Here is a 17,526-nt window from a genome sequence, read left to right on the forward strand (position 1 = left end):
TCGGTCCTATGAGTTACACGTTTTCAAAGTGGGTGAAGATTTAATAAGGGAACCGACGCCCTGCTCCGTAAAGGATTCCAACAGGACTGCGTGAGTTACCCGGCCATCAATAATATGGACACTCTGCACACCAGAGTTTACTGCATCCAGCGCACACTGAATTTTGGGCAGCATACCGCCATGGATTGTACCGCCGCTGATGAGATTGTTCACATCATCAACGTCCAGCCCTGTGAGAGTATTGCCATCGTTATCGAGAACACCACGGGTGTTGGTGAGCAGTACCAGCTTCTCAGCCCGTAACACCTCAGCCAGTTTGCCCGCAACCAGATCAGCATTGATGTTATAGGATTTTCCATCCTTATCGACACCGATGGGGGCTATAACCGGAATAAAATCCGAGTTTTCAAGCATGGTAATGATATCCGTGTTGATGGCTTTTACTTCACCAACATGGCCAATATCAATAATCTCACGACCGCCTGCTCTGATAACATCTTCATGACGCTGCAGCTTTCTGGCCCAGATAAAGTCTCCATCTTTACCGGTGATGCCAATAGCTCGACCGCCGTTACGGTTGATCAGGTTCACAATTTCCTTGTTCACCAACCCACCAAGAACCATCTGGACAACATCCATGGTTTCACTGTCAGTTACCCGCATGCCGTCCACAAAGCGGGTTTTGATGTTCAACCTCTCCAGCAACTGACCAATCTGTGGCCCGCCGCCATGCACGACAACAGGGTTAATACCCACAGCCTTGAGCAGAACAATATCTCGCGCAAAGCTGTTTTGCAGCTCTTCGCTTTCCATGGCGTTACCGCCATATTTGATCACGAAGGTCTTGCCGGCAAAGCGCTGCAGGTAAGGTAGCGCTTCGGTCAAAACTCTGGCTATGTCGGCATTTTTATCGTTGGAATTGTCACTTCTGTCGGTCATGGTGTCAGTTGCCGGTTCTACGTAAATCATCAGTTGCTATTGTTCAGATCAAAAGTTCAGCTCAAAACGGGAAGGTAAGTCGTGGTTCCACGGTGCTGAGCTGCTGGCGGAAAATCTCTTTCACTTTTTCCAGACCATTTTCGTCATCTGCCTCAAAACGGAACATAAGGTTTGGTGTTGTGTTTGAGGCTCGTACAAGCCCCCAGCCCCAGGGGTAATCGACGCGAATACCGTCCAGCATATTTTTGCTGCCGCCTTCAAACTGGGCTTTGCTGGCGAAGCGCCTCACAAGCTCGAACTTCTTCTCTTCTCCCACATACATGGATATTTCGGGAGTGGAAGCCGAAGAAGGGAATGCGTCGAATACCTCCTCAGGGGCACAGGCCTCGCTGGAGAGCAATTCTGTCAGGCGTGCCGCACTATATATACCATCGTCGAAACCGTACCAGCGCTCCTTGAAGAAAATGTGCCCGCTCAGTTCACCGGCCAGCAATGCGCCGGACTCTTTCATCTTCTGCCTGATCAGAGAGTGTCCACTCTTCCACATCACCGGGCGGCCACCGTAACCACTGATCAAAGTATTCAGACGACGGGTGCATTTCACATCAAAAATCACATCAGAGCCGGGGTTGCGAGAGACAACGTCTTTCGCCAGCAGCATCAGCAAACGATCAGGGTGAATAATTGTACCAGTGTTTGTGACCAGCCCAATGCGATCACCGTCACCATCGAAAGCAAGACCGAGATCAGCTTCGGTCTCCTTTACCTTCGCGATTAAGTCTTGAAGATTTTCAGGCTGGCCGGGGTCTGGGTGGTGGTTGGGAAAGTTTCCATCCACTTCGCAGTAGAGAGGAACAACATCGCAGCCCAGCTGCTCAAACAGTTGCGGAGCAATATTGCCAGCTATGCCGTTGCCGCAGTCTACAACCAGTTTTAAGGGGCGGGACAGCACAATGTCATCCAGAATGCGCTTTTGATACTGGGATACAATATCCACAGTTTTCTCGTGGCCATGGCCAGATGTGAAGTCGTGATTTTTAATGCACAGGTAAAGGCTTTGAATGCTTTCGCTGGACAGTACTTCGCCATTAATCACGATCTTGAAACCGTTGTAGGTGGCGGGGTTGTGGCTGCCGGTAATCATAACACCGGAGTTAGTATCCAGCTCATGGGTTGCAAAATAGAGCACGGGTGTTGGCACGGCACCAATAGAAATAACATTGGCTCCGGCGGCCATAAGGCCTTTCACGAGTTGATCGTGGATATCCGGGCTGGAGAGTCGCCCGTCCTGTCCAACAATAATTTTTCTTTGATCACTTTTTCTCAGGTAGGAACCAATGGCTTGGCCAATCAGTTGTACCACTTCTGGAGTAAGATTGTCTTCTACGATGCCGCGAATATCGTAAGCGCGGAAGATAGAGGCGGACAGTGCTGCTGGAAGCTTCGGTGCTTTTTCAGCGGCTTTGGAGGGTTTTTTATCCAACTCCTTGAGTTCTTGGTCGATGATGTCAAGAGACTCCAGACTATCCATATTATCGAAGGAGGAGTCATCGACATTCTGAAACAGAGGGGAAGCAAACTCATCCTCTTTTGGGTTTTCTGGAAAGTCGATATCCGGTGATGGATTGTTTTTGGTTTCAGCTGTTGAGCCCTTTTTCCCGGCTTCTTCAGCTGCGCCTTCGACAACCTTTGTCTGAACCGCAGGTTTTGATGTCACGATGGCATCAGGAGTCGTTTCATCCTCAATATGCTGCTGGGCAAACTTGCCGGCAAACAAATCCGTTGCTGTTTGAGCGGTATCTCGAAAGAGGCTCTGTTTAAATCCTGTGAACTTTGGGTGTCGGCCCGAGGCGATATCTCGCAAAAGAATTGTCAGCAGGCGGATATCTGTCTGGTTGGCTTTATTCACAGCCCGAATTGCCTGCCATGTCAGCACGGCAGCAATCACAAACACCAGCAGGAGTACGGCAGGGATTGGCCACCAGGGAATAACTATCTGGCTCTGCAGAGACTCGGAAGGTGTGAACACAACTTTCCAGTTCAAGTCGGACAGAGTTACGGTGTGCTTATCCCATGTGGATGTACCGGAGCCGGTGGTGAACACGGCATTGCCGGAATTTTTGCCTGCCTGGAAAATTTGCAGCTGCCCACTGTCAGGTACAATCGGTTGAATGGATTCCAGAATCTGGCTGGCTGGCAGGTTAAGAACAATCGTGCCGATGATGTTGTCACCTTCCTTTATGGGGCTGGCTGCCAGCAACCCCCAACGGTTGTTAGAGAATGCTGCTTCAGGAACAGTCGTTTCCCCGTTCTTGCTTCTACGGGCAAGATCGATGACGGCAAAGCCTGTATCCTGTGGGTCAACTTCACCGAGGTCGGTTGTGAATATATCGACGCGGGTTTTATGACCCATAGCCTGTGACAGGACATATTCCAGCTCTGCAATTTTATCGCTCTGGTCTTCATAGCTATCACCAACAACATGAACAAGAGCGGGAAGAACGGCAAGCTGGTTGGCCTGTAACTGGGCATGCTCCAGAGCATATTGAAGCTGGCGGGCAGACTGCTCAGTGATGGCTTTAACCTGAATTTCATAGTTGTTCTGCCCCGGAGCGTAAATGCTGAAGTAAAAAAGCCCGGCAAACAGCAGGCAGATAAGACCCGCAGATGTGCCTGCTGCGGGAAGCAGCGACATCAGCGCATGGGTATTACCCTGAGATGGTTTGGTTTTGGATGATTTCGCCAGAGGGATTTTCTTTTTCCCTTCTTTTTTAGCCTTGGCCAAGAAGCCCGGTAATGCCATTTCTGCTCCGTATTCTTTTTAATGTCAGTACAGAATTGGTGAATTATGTTGCCACAGGGGGATTCCAAATTCTGGAATCCCCCTGCAAAACAATAAAATTTTTAAACTTTATTGACGACCGGAAGAACCAAACCCACCTTCGCCACGGTCGGTTTCTTCAAAGTCATTCACAATATCCAGTTTGGCCTGAATCACAGGAACAATCACCATTTGCGCGATACGTTCTCCGGGTTCAACGGTAAAGGTGGTGCTGCCACGGTTCCAGCAGGACACCATCAGCTGACCCTGATAATCAGAATCAATCAAACCAACAAGGTTGCCAAGTACGATGCCGTGCTTGTGGCCAAGGCCGGAACGGGGCAGCAGCATGGCTGCATAGCCTGCGTCTTCCAGATGAATCGCGAGGCCCGTTGGAATCAGCTGGGTCTGGCCGGGTTCCAGAGTGATAACGTCATCCACCATGGCGCGCAGGTCGAGGCCTGCAGAGCCGTCGGTAGCGTAAGCAGGCATGGGGAATTCGTTGCCCAGGCGGGAGTCAAGAATGCGTGTTTTCAGGTGCATGGTTATTTCATTTCCTTGTAATAACGGGCAATTAACTCAATCAGCTGGCTTGCCAGAAGTTGTTTGGAACTCTTGGCCAGAGGTTCCTCGAAATCCGGGCCTATAAGCGTAACGGCGTTCTCTTCACTGTTGAAACCAATGGACTTGTCGCTGACATCGTTAGCAATCACAAGATCCAGCTTCTTGCGCTGGAGCTTGCTGGTTGCGTACTCCACAACATTATTCGTTTCTGCGGCAAAGCCAACAACGAACGGGCGATCTTCTTTTGCAGCTACCGAGGCTACGATATCTGGGTTACGTACCAGTTTAATGGTCATGGTTTGATCTGGCGCGCCCGGGTCTTTTTTGATTTTCGATTCGGCAATGGTCTCCGGCCGGTAGTCCGCCACAGCAGCACAGCTTATAAACATATCACTATTTGCGGTGTGTTCCATGGCTGCAGCGTGCATACTGCGCGCGTCAGCCACATCAATACGGGTGACGCGATCAGGGGTTTCAAGGTTGACTGGCCCGGCAATGACAGTAACGGATGCCCCTGCATCAGCGGCTGCAGCGGCCAGCGCAAAGCCCATTTTTCCTGAACTGTGATTGGATATGTAACGAACCGGGTCAATAGCTTCCCGTGTGGGGCCAGCGGTAATCACAACTTTTTTGCCTGCCAGCAGGCCGGTTTCAAACTGTTCTGCGAGGTTTTGCAGAATCACGTCCGGGTCCAGCATACGGCCGGGGCCAACATCGCCGCAGGCCTGATAACCGTTGTCCGGGCCGAACATTTTTACGCCACGGCCAACGAGGGTTTCGCAATTCTTCTGGGTGGCGACATCCAGCCACATGCCCTGATTCATGGCCGGTGCGAGATACACCGGTGCCTGTGTCACAAGGCACAGGGTGGAGAGCAGATCGTTGCCCATGCCTGCGGCCATGCGGGCGATAAAGTCGGCGCTGGCAGGCGCAATCAACACAGCATCTGCCCACTTGGCCAGCTCAATATGCCCCATGCCCGCTTCGGCTTTCGGGTCGAGCATGCTGGTGTGAACCGGGTTGCCGGAGAGGGCCTGCAGGGTCAGCGGCGTTATGAACTCACAGGCTGCTGGCGTCATAACAACATGAACTTCAGCTCCTGCTTTGCGCAGGTGACGAACCATTTCCGCGGTTTTGTAGGCTGCTATTCCGCCAGTTATTCCAAGCAGGATGCGCTTATTGTTGAGCCTGTGCATAGTGAGTACTTCAATCCGTAAGCATGAACCGACCCATTATATCCATTCAATGGGACAGGAGGCGAATAACGGTACGGTGGTCTAATCTGGCGGGCTTCATTTTGGCGAAGGTGTGTGAATGGCAATCACTGACTGGCCTGCTGACGAACGGCCCAGAGAGAAACTCCTTATAAAAGGTGCAACCAGCCTGAGCGATGCAGAGCTGCTGGCCATCTTCCTGCGAACGGGTGTGTCCGGGTGTTCGGCCGTAGAACTGGCCAGGGAGCTTTTATCAGGCTTTGGCAGCCTGCGAGCCTTGCTGCAGGCGGAGCAGGATGCTTTTTGTGAACGCCGGGGGCTGGGTACGGCCAAGTTTGCCCAGCTTCAGGCCGTGCTGGAAATGGCTCGTCGCCATCAGAAGGAAATTCTCTTTCGGGAACCAGCCCTGACCAGTTCAGAAAAAATGCGCGCTTACTTACAGGCCCATATGCGGGATAAATATTCTGAATGCTTTGGGTGTCTTTTTCTGGATACCAGACATCACCCCCTGGCCTTTGAGGAAATGTTTTTCGGCACCATTGATGGCGCAACGGTGTACCCCCGTGAAGTGGTGCGGCGGGCACTGGCTCATAATGCTGCAGCGGTTGTTTTTGCCCACAACCACCCATCCGGTATAGCGGAGCCTTCAGATGCTGATGTGCGTATAACTCGCCGACTTATTGAGGCTTTAGCGCTCGTGGATGTAAGAGTACTGGATCACATGGTGGTAGGAGACGGTGTAACTGTTTCTCTGGCTGAACGAGGACTTATGTAACACCGTTTAGTATCTAAGAATTGTCCTGTATTTTTTGATTGCACGATCGTTTATTTTTATATTGAAAAAAGCATAGTTTCTTGCTCGTGGGAGGCCATTCTGGTATAAAGCTCCGTCTTTGAGAGTCCGGATCACCGCTTGATGCCCCAGAAGATTAAGCAGTCACCCTTTTATGGAGTGGCGTCCGGTTTAAACTACTAGCTGGCGGTACCTCTGCCGACCAGCGAGTATTAGATGAGGCTAATCACATGTCCAAAGTTTGCCAAGTTACCGGCAAGCGTCCAGCTGTCGGCAACAACGTTTCCCACGCGAAAAACAGAACTCGTCGTCGTTTTCTGCCTAACCTGCACTACCATAGATTTTGGGTAGAATCTGAGAAGCGCTTCGTGCGTCTGCGTGTTTCCTCCAAGGGTATGCGTATCATCGATAAGAAAGGTATCGACACTGTACTGTCCGAGCTGCGCGCTCGTGGCGAACGTGTTTAACCGGAACTTATAGAGAGAGGATAACGACAATGGCTAAGGCTATTCGCGAAAAAATTAAGCTGGTTTCCACAGCTGGTACTGGTTACTTCTACACCACTACCAAAAACAAGCGTAACACTCCGGACAAGCTTGTTTTCAAGAAGTACGACCCTAAGGTCCGCAAGCATGTTGATTTCAAGGAAGCCAAGATCAAGTAAGATCTCGCTTCTGGGCTTGCAGCCTCGTCTGACTCTCGTCAGATAAAATGAAAAAACCCGCCCTGGTGCGGGTTTTTTCATAAGTACCTGAGGCATTGCTTATGCCCTTCCAGATTTACGGGTAGTTTCATGTTTAAGCCAGAACTCCTTTCCCCCGCCGGCACTCTGCGCAACATGCGCTTTGCTTACGCCTATGGCGCGGATGCGGTTTACGCCGGTCAGCCCCGCTACAGTCTGCGGGTGCGCAACAACGATTTCAAACTGGAAAACCTAGCTAACGGTATCCGGGAAGCCCACGCACTGGGCAAAAAGTTTTATCTTGCCAGTAACATCGCTCCCCATAACTCGAAGGTGAAAACCTACCTGCGGGATATGGAACCTGTGATTGCTATGAACCCGGATGCGTTGATTATGTCCGATCCCGGTTTGGTGATGATGGTGAAGGAACGCTGGCCTGAAACGGAGATTCACCTGTCTGTACAGGCAAACGTGGTGAACTTTGCCACGGTGAAATTCTGGGCGCAGCAGGGCGTAAGCCGGATTATTCTCTCCCGCGAACTGTCGCTGGATGAAATACAGGAGATTCGTGAAGAGTGCCCGGATACAGAACTGGAAGTGTTTGTGCACGGCTCTTTGTGTATTGCTTATTCCGGCCGTTGCCTGCTGTCGGGATACATGAACAAGCGTGATCCGAATCAGGGCACCTGCACTAACGCCTGCCGCTGGCAGTATCAGGCTCACGATGCTAAAGAGACTGCGGAAGGTGATGTGGTGCCTGTGAACTACGATCCGGCTGCAAACCTCGATAACCCGACTTTGGGGGAAGGCAAACCATCTGACCAGATTATGCTGCTTCAGGAAGGTAACCGCCCCAACGAGTACATGCCTGCTTTTGAAGATGAGCACGGCACTTATATTATGAACTCGAAGGATCTGCGGGCGATTCAGCATGTGGAGCGCCTCACCAAAATGGGCGTTCACTCACTGAAAATTGAAGGGCGCACCAAATCCCACTACTACGTGGCCCGTACGGCGCAGACTTACCGCCAGGCGATTGATGACGCCGCTGCTGGCAAGCCATTTGACATGGCTTACATGGACACACTGGAGAATCTCGCCAGCCGTGGTTACACCGAAGGCTTTTATCGCCGCCATGTTCATGATGAATACCAGAACTACGAGCGAGGTAGCTCCGTAGGAACCAAGCAGCAGTTTGTGGGCGAGGTTGTTGATGCTGGTGATCACTTTGTCACGATTGATGTGAAAAACCGCTTTGAAAAGGGCGACAGTGTTGAGTTGCTGACACCGGGTGGCAATCGCACCTTTATTCTCGATCATCTGGAAGATAAGAATGGTGCCAGTGTTTCTGCTGCTCCGGGGTCAGGGCATACGGTTCGTATTCCTTTGCCGAAAGGTTTGAAAGTGGATGAGTTTTCGCTGTTAGTAAGAAATTTGTAACCTGATCCAGAAACAATAAAGGAGGCGAATGCCTCCTTTATGACTTAAGAGGGAGTGAAGATTACTCTTCGTCTTCCTGTTTGACTACACAGTCCAGACGCTTCTTGCCAGTTTCGTCCAGGTAAGCCTGGAAGTCTTTTGGCAGACGGCCGGTAGTAGAGCCGTACCATTGCACAGTGTCACCAGCCTTGGTCACGTACTCAAAGGTGTACTTGTTTATGTTGCGACGCTTCTTGGTAGCTACTTCTTCTGTCGCACCCAGATCTGCCAGAGACAAGCCTTTCTCTTCCAGAATCTTGCGAATCTGCTCGATGCTTTCTTCTTTTTCTTTGTTCTTGGCCTGATCTTCTTCATAAGCAGCACGCTTTTCTTCCAGCAGGCTGTTCATGCGATCAATGATACGTTCCATATCTTCAAAGTGAACGTCTTTAAACAGGCCACGCATGCGGGTCTTACTGGACAGGCGATGCATGATTTCTTCGAACATATTCATGGTAATACCCCAGGATAATGATTTGTTGATATGCAGAATTCTGATCAGACGAAGCTAATTCAGCTAAATGTTTGGCTAAAAATACTGATAAAATAACTCTCAGCAGAACTATAACGAATCAGTGATGCGAAAACATTTTTGGAATGAAAACACCAAGTCTGAATATTCTTTTCGATAACACCGGATTTTCACTGCGAATACTCAGATAAAAACTATTGATTGTCAATAAATCACGACAGGTTTTCATGGCGAGTCTTACAAAATAATACACTTTTCCACTTATTTGATAGCAGTTTGTAAGCAAAGCCCTGTATTTGGATTGGAATGTTGGGCAGATAACATATTTGGTAATAATGACCTTGCTCTAAGGGGGGAAGTAATCATATCTTCTTGTTATAAATGCCTTTACGACTTATATCTCTCGAGATTACTGTAAAGATGTGTTCGGGATAATAATAAAAAGGGCAGGGTTGCTCAGTGTTTTTTTCTTCAGATATCTTATCTCACCCCTGGGTCATCCCCATTGCTTTGTTTTTCGCAACATTTGTTCTGGAAGATGCGGCTATTGTTTCTGGAGCAATGTTAGCGACTGCAGGAACCATTCAGCCCGAGATGGCTTTTGTTGCACTACTGCTTGGGATTGTCGTAGGCGATGTTGGTCTTTATTTTCTGGGTAAGCAAGCAAGGCGATTCTCCTTTATTCAAAAACACACCGAACAAAAACGGGTTAAGGATTTCCGACACTGGGTATCAAGCTACCTCTTTCTGGTCATTTTTATTGTGAGATTCGCCCCAGGGCTTCGGCTCCCCTGTTACTTATCCTGCGGGGTGTTCACCGTCTCTATTAAACGGTTTATCTGGGCTGTTGGCGTAGCAGGTTTTTTTTGGGTGGCTCTGGCATTTGGTGGTGTCCACTGGTTTGGACTGCAGCTATCAAACTCATCGTTTTGGCAGGATGCTGGCATTTGGAAATGGGTTCTTGTCCCTGTTTTTGGTGTGATAATTTATTTTTGTCAAAGGCTCCTGAATGGGTATATCGGGCGCTATCTGGAGATTAAGGATGATCAGTAACAGAGATGAAAACCTGATTGAACAGGCAATAAAACCGACATTCTCAGCTAAACAGGCTCATGTTGGTATGCCGCCTTTGGCAAAAAGAACAAGAGCCCTGGCATTTTTTGAGTTTTGGCCCACAGCTCTGGTTTATCTTCCGGTTGCCATTCTCTGGTTATTTCAAGCAATACGATACCGCGGGCTGACCGTGCCATTAAGTGCCAACCCCGGCTTTTATTTGGGCGGGCTGGTGGGGGAATCGAAAGCCGATAACTTTCTTCAAGCTGGAGACTATACCCGCAATTTGATTGCTCCCTGGTGTCGAATGACTAATGGCACCAACGATATTACCACGCAACTCGAAGATGCTTTACAACAGATGCAGCTCTCAGGGTTGCAGTTTCCTGTGATTGCCAAGCCCGATGTGGGATGTCGTGGTGAGGGAGTACGCATTGTTCGGGATAGGGAGCAGTTGAAAGAGTATTTTCTGACATTTCCAAATAAAGCTAACGTCATTCTTCAAGAACTGGTGCCCTGGGAGCCGGAAGCAGGGGTGTTTTATATTCGCAAACCAGGGGAGCCTCGGGGACAGATTTTTTCCCTGGCATTAAAGTATCAGCCTTACGTGTATGGCAATGGTGTGGACACTTTAAAAACATTAATCCTGCAAGATAAGCGAGCAGGCCGGCTGGCTCATCTCTATCTCAAACGCCATCAGGATCAACTCGAAAAGGTTTTTGAGCCTGGCCAGCCGTTTCGTCTGGCATTCGCAGGAAGCCATAGCCGTGGTGCTATTTTTCGGGATGGTCGGCATTTGATTACAGAACAACTGACAGATGCCTTTGATCGAGTCAGCAAAGATATCGACGGCTTTTATTACGGGCGTTTCGATGTACGCTTTGCTAATGAGGAGAGTTTTGTGAAGGGCGAAGACTTTCGGATTGTTGAAGTCAACGGTGTGAGTAGTGAAGCTGCCCACATCTGGGATGCAGACTCGTCCCTTCGGGAGGTATATAAAACACTCTTCGCACAATACAACACGCTCTTTGAAATTGGTGCCGCTAATCGGAAACGAGGACATCGCGGGGGAAACCTGCGTCAGGTTGTGGCAGGATTTTTCAAGGAGCTACGATTAGGAAAGCAGTATCCAGATACAGAATAATTACCCAGACTATGGGAAAGTAATGGCTTGGGTACTTAAATATGCCAGGGAGGCAGAATAATGAAAGCGTCATATATAAAGTTCGGACTTTCGCTCTATATCTCGATTGTGTTTGTACAATCTCTCTTCTTCAAATTTTCCGGCGCGCCGGAAACAGTGTATATCTTTGGAACTATTGGAGAGTGGGCAGGCATCTACTGGTTTGCTGAATACGGTGCTTATATAGTGGGCACGGTGGAACTGATCGCTTCTCTCCTACTATTGACCGGTAGTCGCATTTTGGGAGCGTTAGCTGCATTTGGCACAATGGCCGGTGCAGTGTTCTTCCACCTGTTTACACCTCTTGGTATTCACATGCCGGAATTTGATGGAGCGGGAAATATTGTGGGTAACGATGGTGGTCTGCTGTTTATCAATGCCTGCGCCATTTTAGTGGCCTCGATTGTTATCATCGCCATGGAACTGAGCGATAAACAGAAGCTCTGAATAAAGACCCGGACAAAAATAAGAAAGTAATATCTGCTGGGGGAGGCTGGATATGACTGACTCTTCACCTTTTCATCTCAAGTGGAAGGGAAAACGCGGCCTGTTGATGAAAGTGCTGGAAAGAATGACAGGCCTTCGCCGGCTAGATCGCCTTTATCACCAGCATATTAGCAACCAGCGGGGGAAGGCATTTCTCGAATCTGCCATGGTTGCGCTGGATTTTGATTATCAGGTTCATGGCGCAGCCTTTTCTTCGATCCCTCAAGAAGGCTCTTTACTGGTGGTTTCTAACCATCCCTTTGGCGGAGCAGAGGGCATAGCTCTCCTGGATGTTTTCCTGAAAGCACGCCCCGATGTACGCATTCTCTCGAATCAGATTTTGAACGCCTTGCCAGGGTTGAAAGAGTTGTTTATTGGTGTGGATATTCTTAGCGAATCCTCTCGCCAAGCGCGCAAGCGTGCCAATCAGGCCGCAATAGAGGAAGCCACGCAATGGGTAGGCAATGGCGGTGTGCTGATTATTTTCCCTTCCGGTGAAGTTGCAGACTGGGATTGGCAGAGCAAAGCCACTCAAGAAGCGCCCTGGCGGCACACCGCAGGCCGTATTCTCAGAGAAACCCAGACAAGTGTAATGCCAGTGTATGTAGATGGCCGGAACAGTTGGTTGTTTTACCTGCTCGGGCGTATTCACCCACTGCTGCGTACCACACGGCTTGTGCATGAGTTGTTGAATAAAAAAGGGCAAACCCTGCAGCTATACGGAGGAAGCATTGCGCCAGCACGCACCTTCAACAAGCTCCCCCAGAGAAATGAGCTCACCAGTGCATTACGCATGCGATCGCTGCTTCTTGATCCTAAAAATCAAAAGGTAAAAACTCAGGAAATGGCACAGAGTTCAACCTGTGCCGTCGCTCCCCCCGTTAAAGCAGGTTTGCTTGCGAACGAAATTCGGCAACTGCCTTCAAACTTCCGCCTGCTTACAAAAGGCGATATGGAAGTCTGGTGCTCGGATGCCCAATCGATTCCTCACCTGCTACAGGAAATTGGTCGGCTAAGGGAACTGACCTTTCGGGAAGTAGGGGAAGGCACAGGTCAGGCTGTGGATATTGATGATTTTGACCAACACTACCTGCATCTCTTTTTATGGAACAAGGAAAAGCAGGAAGTGGCGGGTGCCTATCGTATTGGGCAGGTGGATAAACTGGTTGCCGCTAAAGGTGTACAAGGGCTGTATTCCCGCAGCCTGTTCCATTACGACCAGCGCTTTTTGGATAAGCTGGGCTCTTGCCTTGAAATGGGGCGCTCTTTTATTTGCCCGGAATATCAGAAAAGCCTGATGGCTTTGCAAATGCTGTGGAAAGGCATTGGTTGCTGGGTTGTACAACACCCTCAATACCGTGTTTTGTTTGGGCCGGTGAGCATCAGCAATGATTACCAGAACCTCTCCCGCTACCTCATGGCGATGAGCCTGAAAGAGAATAATTTCGATCAGGAGCTGGCGACACTGGTTCAACCAGTCAGCCCATTACCAGAGATGAAAGGTTTGCCATGGAATCGGGAAATGCTGGCAGGGCTAGGGGATATTGAACAGCTTTCAAGCCTTGTTCAACTTGTGGAAAAGGATCGGGGCGTGCCTGTTCTTCTCAAGCAATACCTCAAATTGAACGGAACCTTTGTGGGCTTTAATGTGGATAGCGAGTTTAACGATGCACTGGATGGGCTGATTATCGTAGACCTGCTCAAGAGCGAAAAGCGGGCGATAAGCCGATATCTGGGTGAAGCTGGCTACAAGGTTTTCTGTGAATATCACGCTGAAACTTCTGTAAGCCCTGCCTCAACGGTCGTTTGAGGCACTTTTTCGAAACTGCAGTGTTGCCGGGGCCACACCAAAATTGTCGGAGATATCCACAGATTCCGCCTTCAGAATCATCGCAATAATGGCCTGATGATGCAGCGTGTGGCTGTGGATAAACATTAATTCACGAACCAGTGTTGTTTGTGTGGATAACTGCTCATCCGAACATCCAGATACAACGGCCTTTAAAGTCAGTGAATGATTCTTTTCACCAATCAGTGCCTGCAACCGGCTGACAATACCTGCCAAAGCCGAGAGAACGGCAGCCGACGACTGCTCAAGCAATGAGTTTCGTACGCGGTTGTCGTAACAAATCATACCGCCAGGTAAACCATCAAACAGCATATGATAGTGCTCAATAATATGGCGGACATGAACACCAATAGATCCACCTGTGTATTGCGGCTTGCGGGTATAAAGCGACGAAGACAACCCAGACAGCTGGCTCTTGATTTCAAGAAGCGAATCACAATTTGCAGACACGGCAGACTGAAGCGACATAAATTTCCCGAAACTCAAAACAGATGACTTCAGGCTAGCTTATTCGCGATTATGAATACAGCCCAAGAAATCCATTAACAGGAGAACAGGGCTGCTGTACAGTCTCTCCTGAATAGATATGAGGCGTATAACATGGAAATAACAGCGATAGCCTTTGTTGCCCTTGTGGCCATTTTGATTCTCACCGGCGTGAGGATTGTGCCACAGGGTTATAACTATACCGTTGAACGTCTGGGGCGTTTTACCCGCGTGCTTCATCCCGGTGTGAACCTGCTGATTCCTATTGTGGATCGTATCGGTCGTAAACAAAACATGATGGAGCAGGTACTGGATATTCCTCCGCAAAGTGTTATCTCCTCTGATAACGCGCAAGTCACTACCGATGCAGTGTGCTTCTTTCAGGTTCAGGATTCCGTGAAAGCCTCTTACGAGGTGAATAACCTGTTGCTGGCTATGCAGAATCTGGCCATGACCAATATCCGTGCTGTGCTGGGTTCCATGGAACTGGACGAAATGCTTTCTAATCGCGACAAGATCAATGCCAGCCTGTTAGACAAAGTGGATGAAGCCACTGACCCATGGGGTGTAAAAGTCACCCGTATAGAGATTCGCGATATCGCTCCCCCTCAGGATCTGGTGGATGCCATGGGGCGCCAGATGAAAGCTGAACGTGAAAAGCGCGCCCAGATTCTGGAAGCGGAAGGCTCCCGTGAGGCTGCGGTTCAAGTCGCGGAAGGTGAAAAGAGAGCGCAGATTCTGAAAGCGGAGGGTGAGCTGGAGGCCGCCAAACGTGAGGCAGAAGCCCGTGAACGTCTGGCACAGGCAGAAGCTCAGGCAACAGAGTCTGTCTCTAAAGCGATTGCAGAAGGTGACCCTATGGCGATCAACTACTTTATCGCCCAGAAATATGTAGAAGCGTTGAAGGATGTCGCATCTGCAGAAAACAACAAAGTCATCATGATGCCCCTGGAAGCTGGTAATGTGATTGGTTCTTTGGCCGGCATTAAAGAACTTGTGGCTGAGGCTTCTCTTAAAAAAGGAAACTGACGCCTTATGGAGCCCTTAATCTCTTTTATCGCTGAACTGCAGCCGTGGCACTGGGTTGTCTTTTGTTTTCTGCTGCTTGGCATGGAAGCACTGGGAGCCGGTGGCTTTTTGCTGGGAGCCGCTGCTGCAGCGGTTCTTCAGGGATTTCTGCTCTGGCTGGTTCCGGATATGGGCTGGGCTGTGCAATTCAGCGTATTTGGTGCGGGTGCGCTGATTTTCACAGTTGTCTGGTGGTTCTTCCTTCGTAAGTCCGGGCAGAACAGCGAAGAGCCTCTGCTTAACGACAGGGCAGCCCAAATGGTTGGGCGCATTGTTGTGCTGGACCAGAACCTGCCGGGCGGCCATGGTCGTATACAGATTGGTGATACCAAGTGGAAGGTGCGAGCCAACCAGACACTGGAAGCGGGAGCGACCGTTGTTGTGGTTGGCTCAGAAGGTATGACGTTGTTTATCGAGTCAGATCGATAGATCAAGATCAATCAGTACAGGGTCGTGGTCCGACGCACTGAACGGGCCATCGTCCTTGGGCAGCGCTCCAGAGTATTTATCCGAATACTCGAATAATGAGTTCTCCGCAGAGTTAATGTGCCATTCATGCACGTTTACAACCTTGCCAGCCAGCGACTTATTGGCCAGAGCGTGATCCAGTGCCCCCAGTTCACCATCATAAGTGAAGGAATAGTTATGTTTGCTGGGTGCAAGATTCACTAAGCCGAAGCCTCTCTCGATCCGTTCGGAGGGCAGTTCACGACAGTTGACAGTTGTTTTGGCCGATGTCTGAACAGGTTGTTTTATCTTCTTGCCACTGGTTAGCAGACGAACCGGATCTTCCTGACCGTAGGCATTGAAGTCGCCGATGAGCAGAACATTGTCCGCCAACAGATGATTCATTGTCTTGAGGTAGTCTCCCAAATGTTTGGCGGCCGCTACGCGGAATTCGTTGCAGCTGCCCTGCAGATCATCCTGATAGTTGGGAACAGTGATTTTACTGCCCGCCTTGATGCGTGTGCCATCCAAAGGAACCTTGCCGCTGGTGTCGGCATACTCCATATAATCTTCAAGACACATGGAACCTTTAGACTTGAAGTGGCTGACACCCACAGTAATGCGCTGGCCGGACCATTTATCCTCAAAGGTTTGTACCACAGTCGGGCGCATAGACTTGATAATTTTCACATCTTTGTCATCAGTGCTGGTCAGGGTGAACTCCTGCACGGGCATGGGAACTACCAGCAGGCCGCCGGAAAGGCTAATACGGGCAGGTTTATACACCAGACCCACAGTAATGGCATCACTGCCGATGACACCAGACTCATAAGTACTGACAGCCTTGTAGTGTTCCGACTCCGGCAGGCGACTGTTTATAGCTGAAATCAAATCTTCCATGGCGCTGCCGGGGCCAAACCCATTATTTTCAATCTCCATCAAACCGATAATATCGGGATCAATGCGGGTGATTGCTTCAACAATTTTTGCTCGCTGCAGCTGGAGTTCTTCAATGGTTGTTGCGCCGCGGTTTTGGCCGGTAGGGTTAGGCTTATGATCCGGCAGCACTTCATTGAAGTAATTCAGCACATTAAAGCTGGCAACCCGCACATGGCCGTATTCATGGGGAGCGGGGAAGGCAACACGGGGTGAGAACTCGTGATTGAAGGCATAGGTATCCAGTGTCTGGGTGGGCAGTAGCTCATACCGGCCGTAGCGATAAGTGATAACACCCGTAAGATCGCTGATCAGGTCACCTGTGCGAATATAGTGAATATAAGGGCCAAAGGCTGGGTAGTAACTCATCTGGCCATTAACCTGACTGCCATCAGTAATCACGGTCATCCGGTTACTGCTGTTGGCCTCTGCCATAGCTGTCGCTTTTTCGGAAAGGGGAGGGAATAACTGTGTTGGCTTGAACAGCGGCCCACCAAAGCTGACTTCCATATTGTTCCGGCGAGAAGCAAAGTCGTAACTGTAATTGCGGGTCACTGAGAGAGCATTAGAGCCGCTGAAATTCACCAGCATGCCCTCATATTTCTCCATATCCTGCAGGCTGAACCCTTTGCCAGGCATCGCTGCTCGCACTTCCCCTAAAGCGCCTGTTGCACAGATAGTGACATCTTTGAGAACCATTTGAGTCTGACCATAAAACTCCTGAATGACCCCACGGGCACGTATCCGGTCGCCTACATTGAGCTCCGGACGCTTGCCATAAACAAACAGGCCTTCGGACGTATCCGGGTCGCCATCTTCATCAGCAAATTCTTCTTGCAGGAAGAAGCCATTCAACCGGTCGGGCGCGTTAGCTGTGACAACCGCCTCCACAACAATTTCTGGAGACTCCTTAGCATCCACAGGAATCAGTGGGCTGGTGTCGCCTGCACCCTGTACCTGGCTAATTAGCGTGGCACAGTTGCCGCATCCCATAGGTAGTGTCGATGCTTCTGGGCTGGGAGCTGCAGCCTCAACAGCCACTGCACTGTCTGGT

Annotated in this window: 17 protein-coding genes; 10 read left to right on the forward strand and 7 right to left on the reverse strand. The window is 49.8% G+C overall.

Annotation, left to right across the window (positions count from 1 at the left end; translation table 11 throughout):
* Positions 1-6: 6 nt before the first annotated feature.
* From argB to coaBC, 4 genes are all read right to left on the reverse strand, one after another.
* Positions 7-939 carry an acetylglutamate kinase gene (argB, locus tag E1189_RS12090; protein WP_155160584.1) on the reverse strand — a complete coding sequence of 311 codons (933 nt, stop codon included), beginning with the start codon at positions 937-939 and terminating at the stop codon, positions 7-9.
* Between the two features lie 61 nt (positions 940-1,000).
* The gene (locus E1189_RS25925) at positions 1,001-3,742 is read right to left on the reverse strand and encodes a phosphomannomutase/phosphoglucomutase (protein ID WP_329602009.1); all 2,742 of its coding nucleotides are present in this window, start codon (positions 3,740-3,742) and stop codon (positions 1,001-1,003) included.
* A gap of 108 nt (positions 3,743-3,850) precedes the next feature.
* Positions 3,851-4,303 carry a dUTP diphosphatase gene (gene dut, locus E1189_RS12100; RefSeq protein WP_155160585.1) on the reverse strand — a complete coding sequence of 151 codons (453 nt, stop codon included), beginning with the start codon at positions 4,301-4,303 and terminating at the stop codon, positions 3,851-3,853.
* Positions 4,304-4,305: 2 nt separating this feature from the next.
* Positions 4,306-5,520, reverse strand: coding sequence for a bifunctional phosphopantothenoylcysteine decarboxylase/phosphopantothenate--cysteine ligase CoaBC (coaBC, locus tag E1189_RS12105; protein ID WP_155160586.1), 1,215 nt, complete (start codon positions 5,518-5,520; stop codon positions 4,306-4,308).
* 118 nt (positions 5,521-5,638) lie between these two features.
* Here coaBC and radC point away from each other — a divergent pair, with 118 nt between their 5' ends.
* The 4 genes from radC to trhP all read left to right on the forward strand — a co-directional run bounded on the left by radC (position 5,639) and on the right by trhP (position 8,453).
* Positions 5,639-6,313, forward strand: a complete 675-nt coding sequence (gene radC / locus E1189_RS12110; protein ID WP_155160587.1) for a RadC family protein — start codon at positions 5,639-5,641, stop codon at positions 6,311-6,313.
* A gap of 248 nt (positions 6,314-6,561) precedes the next feature.
* Positions 6,562-6,798, forward strand: coding sequence for a 50S ribosomal protein L28 (gene rpmB, locus E1189_RS12115; RefSeq protein ID WP_155160588.1), 237 nt, complete (start codon positions 6,562-6,564; stop codon positions 6,796-6,798).
* Positions 6,799-6,827: 29 nt separating this feature from the next.
* Positions 6,828-6,995 carry a 50S ribosomal protein L33 gene (gene rpmG / locus E1189_RS12120; protein ID WP_155160589.1) on the forward strand — a complete coding sequence of 56 codons (168 nt, stop codon included), beginning with the start codon at positions 6,828-6,830 and terminating at the stop codon, positions 6,993-6,995.
* A 129-nt stretch (positions 6,996-7,124) separates the two neighbouring features.
* Positions 7,125-8,453, forward strand: coding sequence for a prephenate-dependent tRNA uridine(34) hydroxylase TrhP (gene trhP, locus E1189_RS12125; protein WP_155160590.1), 1,329 nt, complete (start codon positions 7,125-7,127; stop codon positions 8,451-8,453).
* A 61-nt stretch (positions 8,454-8,514) separates the two neighbouring features.
* Here trhP and E1189_RS12130 read toward each other — a convergent pair whose 3' ends face one another.
* Positions 8,515-8,946: an H-NS histone family protein gene (locus E1189_RS12130; RefSeq protein ID WP_155160591.1), complete on the reverse strand. Its 432-nt coding sequence runs from the start codon at positions 8,944-8,946 to the stop codon at positions 8,515-8,517.
* A 477-nt stretch (positions 8,947-9,423) separates the two neighbouring features.
* Between E1189_RS12130 and E1189_RS12135 the strand changes: the two genes are divergently transcribed.
* Genes E1189_RS12135 through E1189_RS12150 form a run of 4 tightly spaced genes read left to right on the forward strand, consistent with a single transcriptional unit; the run spans position 9,424 to position 13,496 of the window.
* The gene (locus tag E1189_RS12135) at positions 9,424-10,017 is read left to right on the forward strand and encodes a DedA family protein (protein WP_155160592.1); all 594 of its coding nucleotides are present in this window, start codon (positions 9,424-9,426) and stop codon (positions 10,015-10,017) included.
* Entirely contained in the window at positions 10,007-11,161 is a 1,155-nt protein-coding gene (locus tag E1189_RS12140; protein ID WP_196221400.1) for an ATP-grasp domain-containing protein, read from the forward strand. The genes E1189_RS12135 and E1189_RS12140 overlap by 11 nt, the downstream gene beginning before the upstream one ends.
* 60 nt (positions 11,162-11,221) lie before the next feature.
* Positions 11,222-11,647: a hypothetical protein gene (locus tag E1189_RS12145; protein WP_155160594.1), complete on the forward strand. Its 426-nt coding sequence runs from the start codon at positions 11,222-11,224 to the stop codon at positions 11,645-11,647.
* Positions 11,648-11,699: 52 nt separating this feature from the next.
* Complete coding sequence (locus E1189_RS12150) at positions 11,700-13,496, forward strand: bifunctional lysophospholipid acyltransferase family protein/GNAT family N-acetyltransferase (protein WP_155160595.1); 1,797 nt, start codon at positions 11,700-11,702, stop codon at positions 13,494-13,496.
* Here the strand turns inward: E1189_RS12150 and E1189_RS12155 are convergent.
* Positions 13,482-14,003, reverse strand: a complete 522-nt coding sequence (locus tag E1189_RS12155) for a DinB family protein (protein ID WP_155160596.1) — start codon at positions 14,001-14,003, stop codon at positions 13,482-13,484. The genes E1189_RS12150 and E1189_RS12155 overlap by 15 nt on opposite strands.
* 132 nt (positions 14,004-14,135) lie before the next feature.
* Here E1189_RS12155 and E1189_RS12160 point away from each other — a divergent pair, with 132 nt between their 5' ends.
* Both E1189_RS12160 and E1189_RS12165 read left to right on the forward strand, forming a co-directional pair.
* Positions 14,136-15,050 carry an SPFH domain-containing protein gene (locus E1189_RS12160; RefSeq protein ID WP_155160597.1) on the forward strand — a complete coding sequence of 305 codons (915 nt, stop codon included), beginning with the start codon at positions 14,136-14,138 and terminating at the stop codon, positions 15,048-15,050.
* Positions 15,051-15,056: 6 nt separating this feature from the next.
* Positions 15,057-15,518: an NfeD family protein gene (locus tag E1189_RS12165; protein ID WP_155160598.1), complete on the forward strand. Its 462-nt coding sequence runs from the start codon at positions 15,057-15,059 to the stop codon at positions 15,516-15,518.
* Here the strand turns inward: E1189_RS12165 and E1189_RS12170 are convergent.
* The coding region (locus E1189_RS12170; protein WP_155160599.1) for an ExeM/NucH family extracellular endonuclease at positions 15,507-17,526 on the reverse strand (2,020 nt) is incomplete at its 5' end. The genes E1189_RS12165 and E1189_RS12170 overlap by 12 nt on opposite strands.

The sequence above is a fragment of the Parendozoicomonas verongulae genome (assembly GCF_009711465.1).
In the GTDB taxonomy this organism is placed as follows: domain Bacteria; phylum Pseudomonadota; class Gammaproteobacteria; order Pseudomonadales; family Endozoicomonadaceae; genus Sansalvadorimonas; species Sansalvadorimonas verongulae.

Coding starts and splice junctions, on each gene's coding strand:
- dut (WP_155160585.1), bottom strand. CDS start 4,303: ATGCACCTGAAAACACGCATTCTTGACTCCCGCCTGGGCAACGAATTC.
- E1189_RS12145 (WP_155160594.1), top strand. CDS start 11,222: ATGAAAGCGTCATATATAAAGTTCGGACTTTCGCTCTATATCTCGATT.
- radC (WP_155160587.1), top strand. CDS start 5,639: ATGGCAATCACTGACTGGCCTGCTGACGAACGGCCCAGAGAGAAACTC.
- E1189_RS12150 (WP_155160595.1), top strand. CDS start 11,700: ATGACTGACTCTTCACCTTTTCATCTCAAGTGGAAGGGAAAACGCGGC.
- E1189_RS12160 (WP_155160597.1), top strand. CDS start 14,136: ATGGAAATAACAGCGATAGCCTTTGTTGCCCTTGTGGCCATTTTGATT.
- trhP (WP_155160590.1), top strand. CDS start 7,125: ATGTTTAAGCCAGAACTCCTTTCCCCCGCCGGCACTCTGCGCAACATG.
- E1189_RS25925 (WP_329602009.1), bottom strand. CDS start 3,742: ATGGCATTACCGGGCTTCTTGGCCAAGGCTAAAAAAGAAGGGAAAAAG.
- rpmB (WP_155160588.1), top strand. CDS start 6,562: ATGTCCAAAGTTTGCCAAGTTACCGGCAAGCGTCCAGCTGTCGGCAAC.
- E1189_RS12155 (WP_155160596.1), bottom strand. CDS start 14,003: ATGTCGCTTCAGTCTGCCGTGTCTGCAAATTGTGATTCGCTTCTTGAA.
- E1189_RS12130 (WP_155160591.1), bottom strand. CDS start 8,946: ATGAATATGTTCGAAGAAATCATGCATCGCCTGTCCAGTAAGACCCGC.
- coaBC (WP_155160586.1), bottom strand. CDS start 5,520: ATGCACAGGCTCAACAATAAGCGCATCCTGCTTGGAATAACTGGCGGA.
- E1189_RS12165 (WP_155160598.1), top strand. CDS start 15,057: ATGGAGCCCTTAATCTCTTTTATCGCTGAACTGCAGCCGTGGCACTGG.
- E1189_RS12140 (WP_196221400.1), top strand. CDS start 10,007: ATGATCAGTAACAGAGATGAAAACCTGATTGAACAGGCAATAAAACCG.
- rpmG (WP_155160589.1), top strand. CDS start 6,828: ATGGCTAAGGCTATTCGCGAAAAAATTAAGCTGGTTTCCACAGCTGGT.
- argB (WP_155160584.1), bottom strand. CDS start 939: ATGACCGACAGAAGTGACAATTCCAACGATAAAAATGCCGACATAGCC.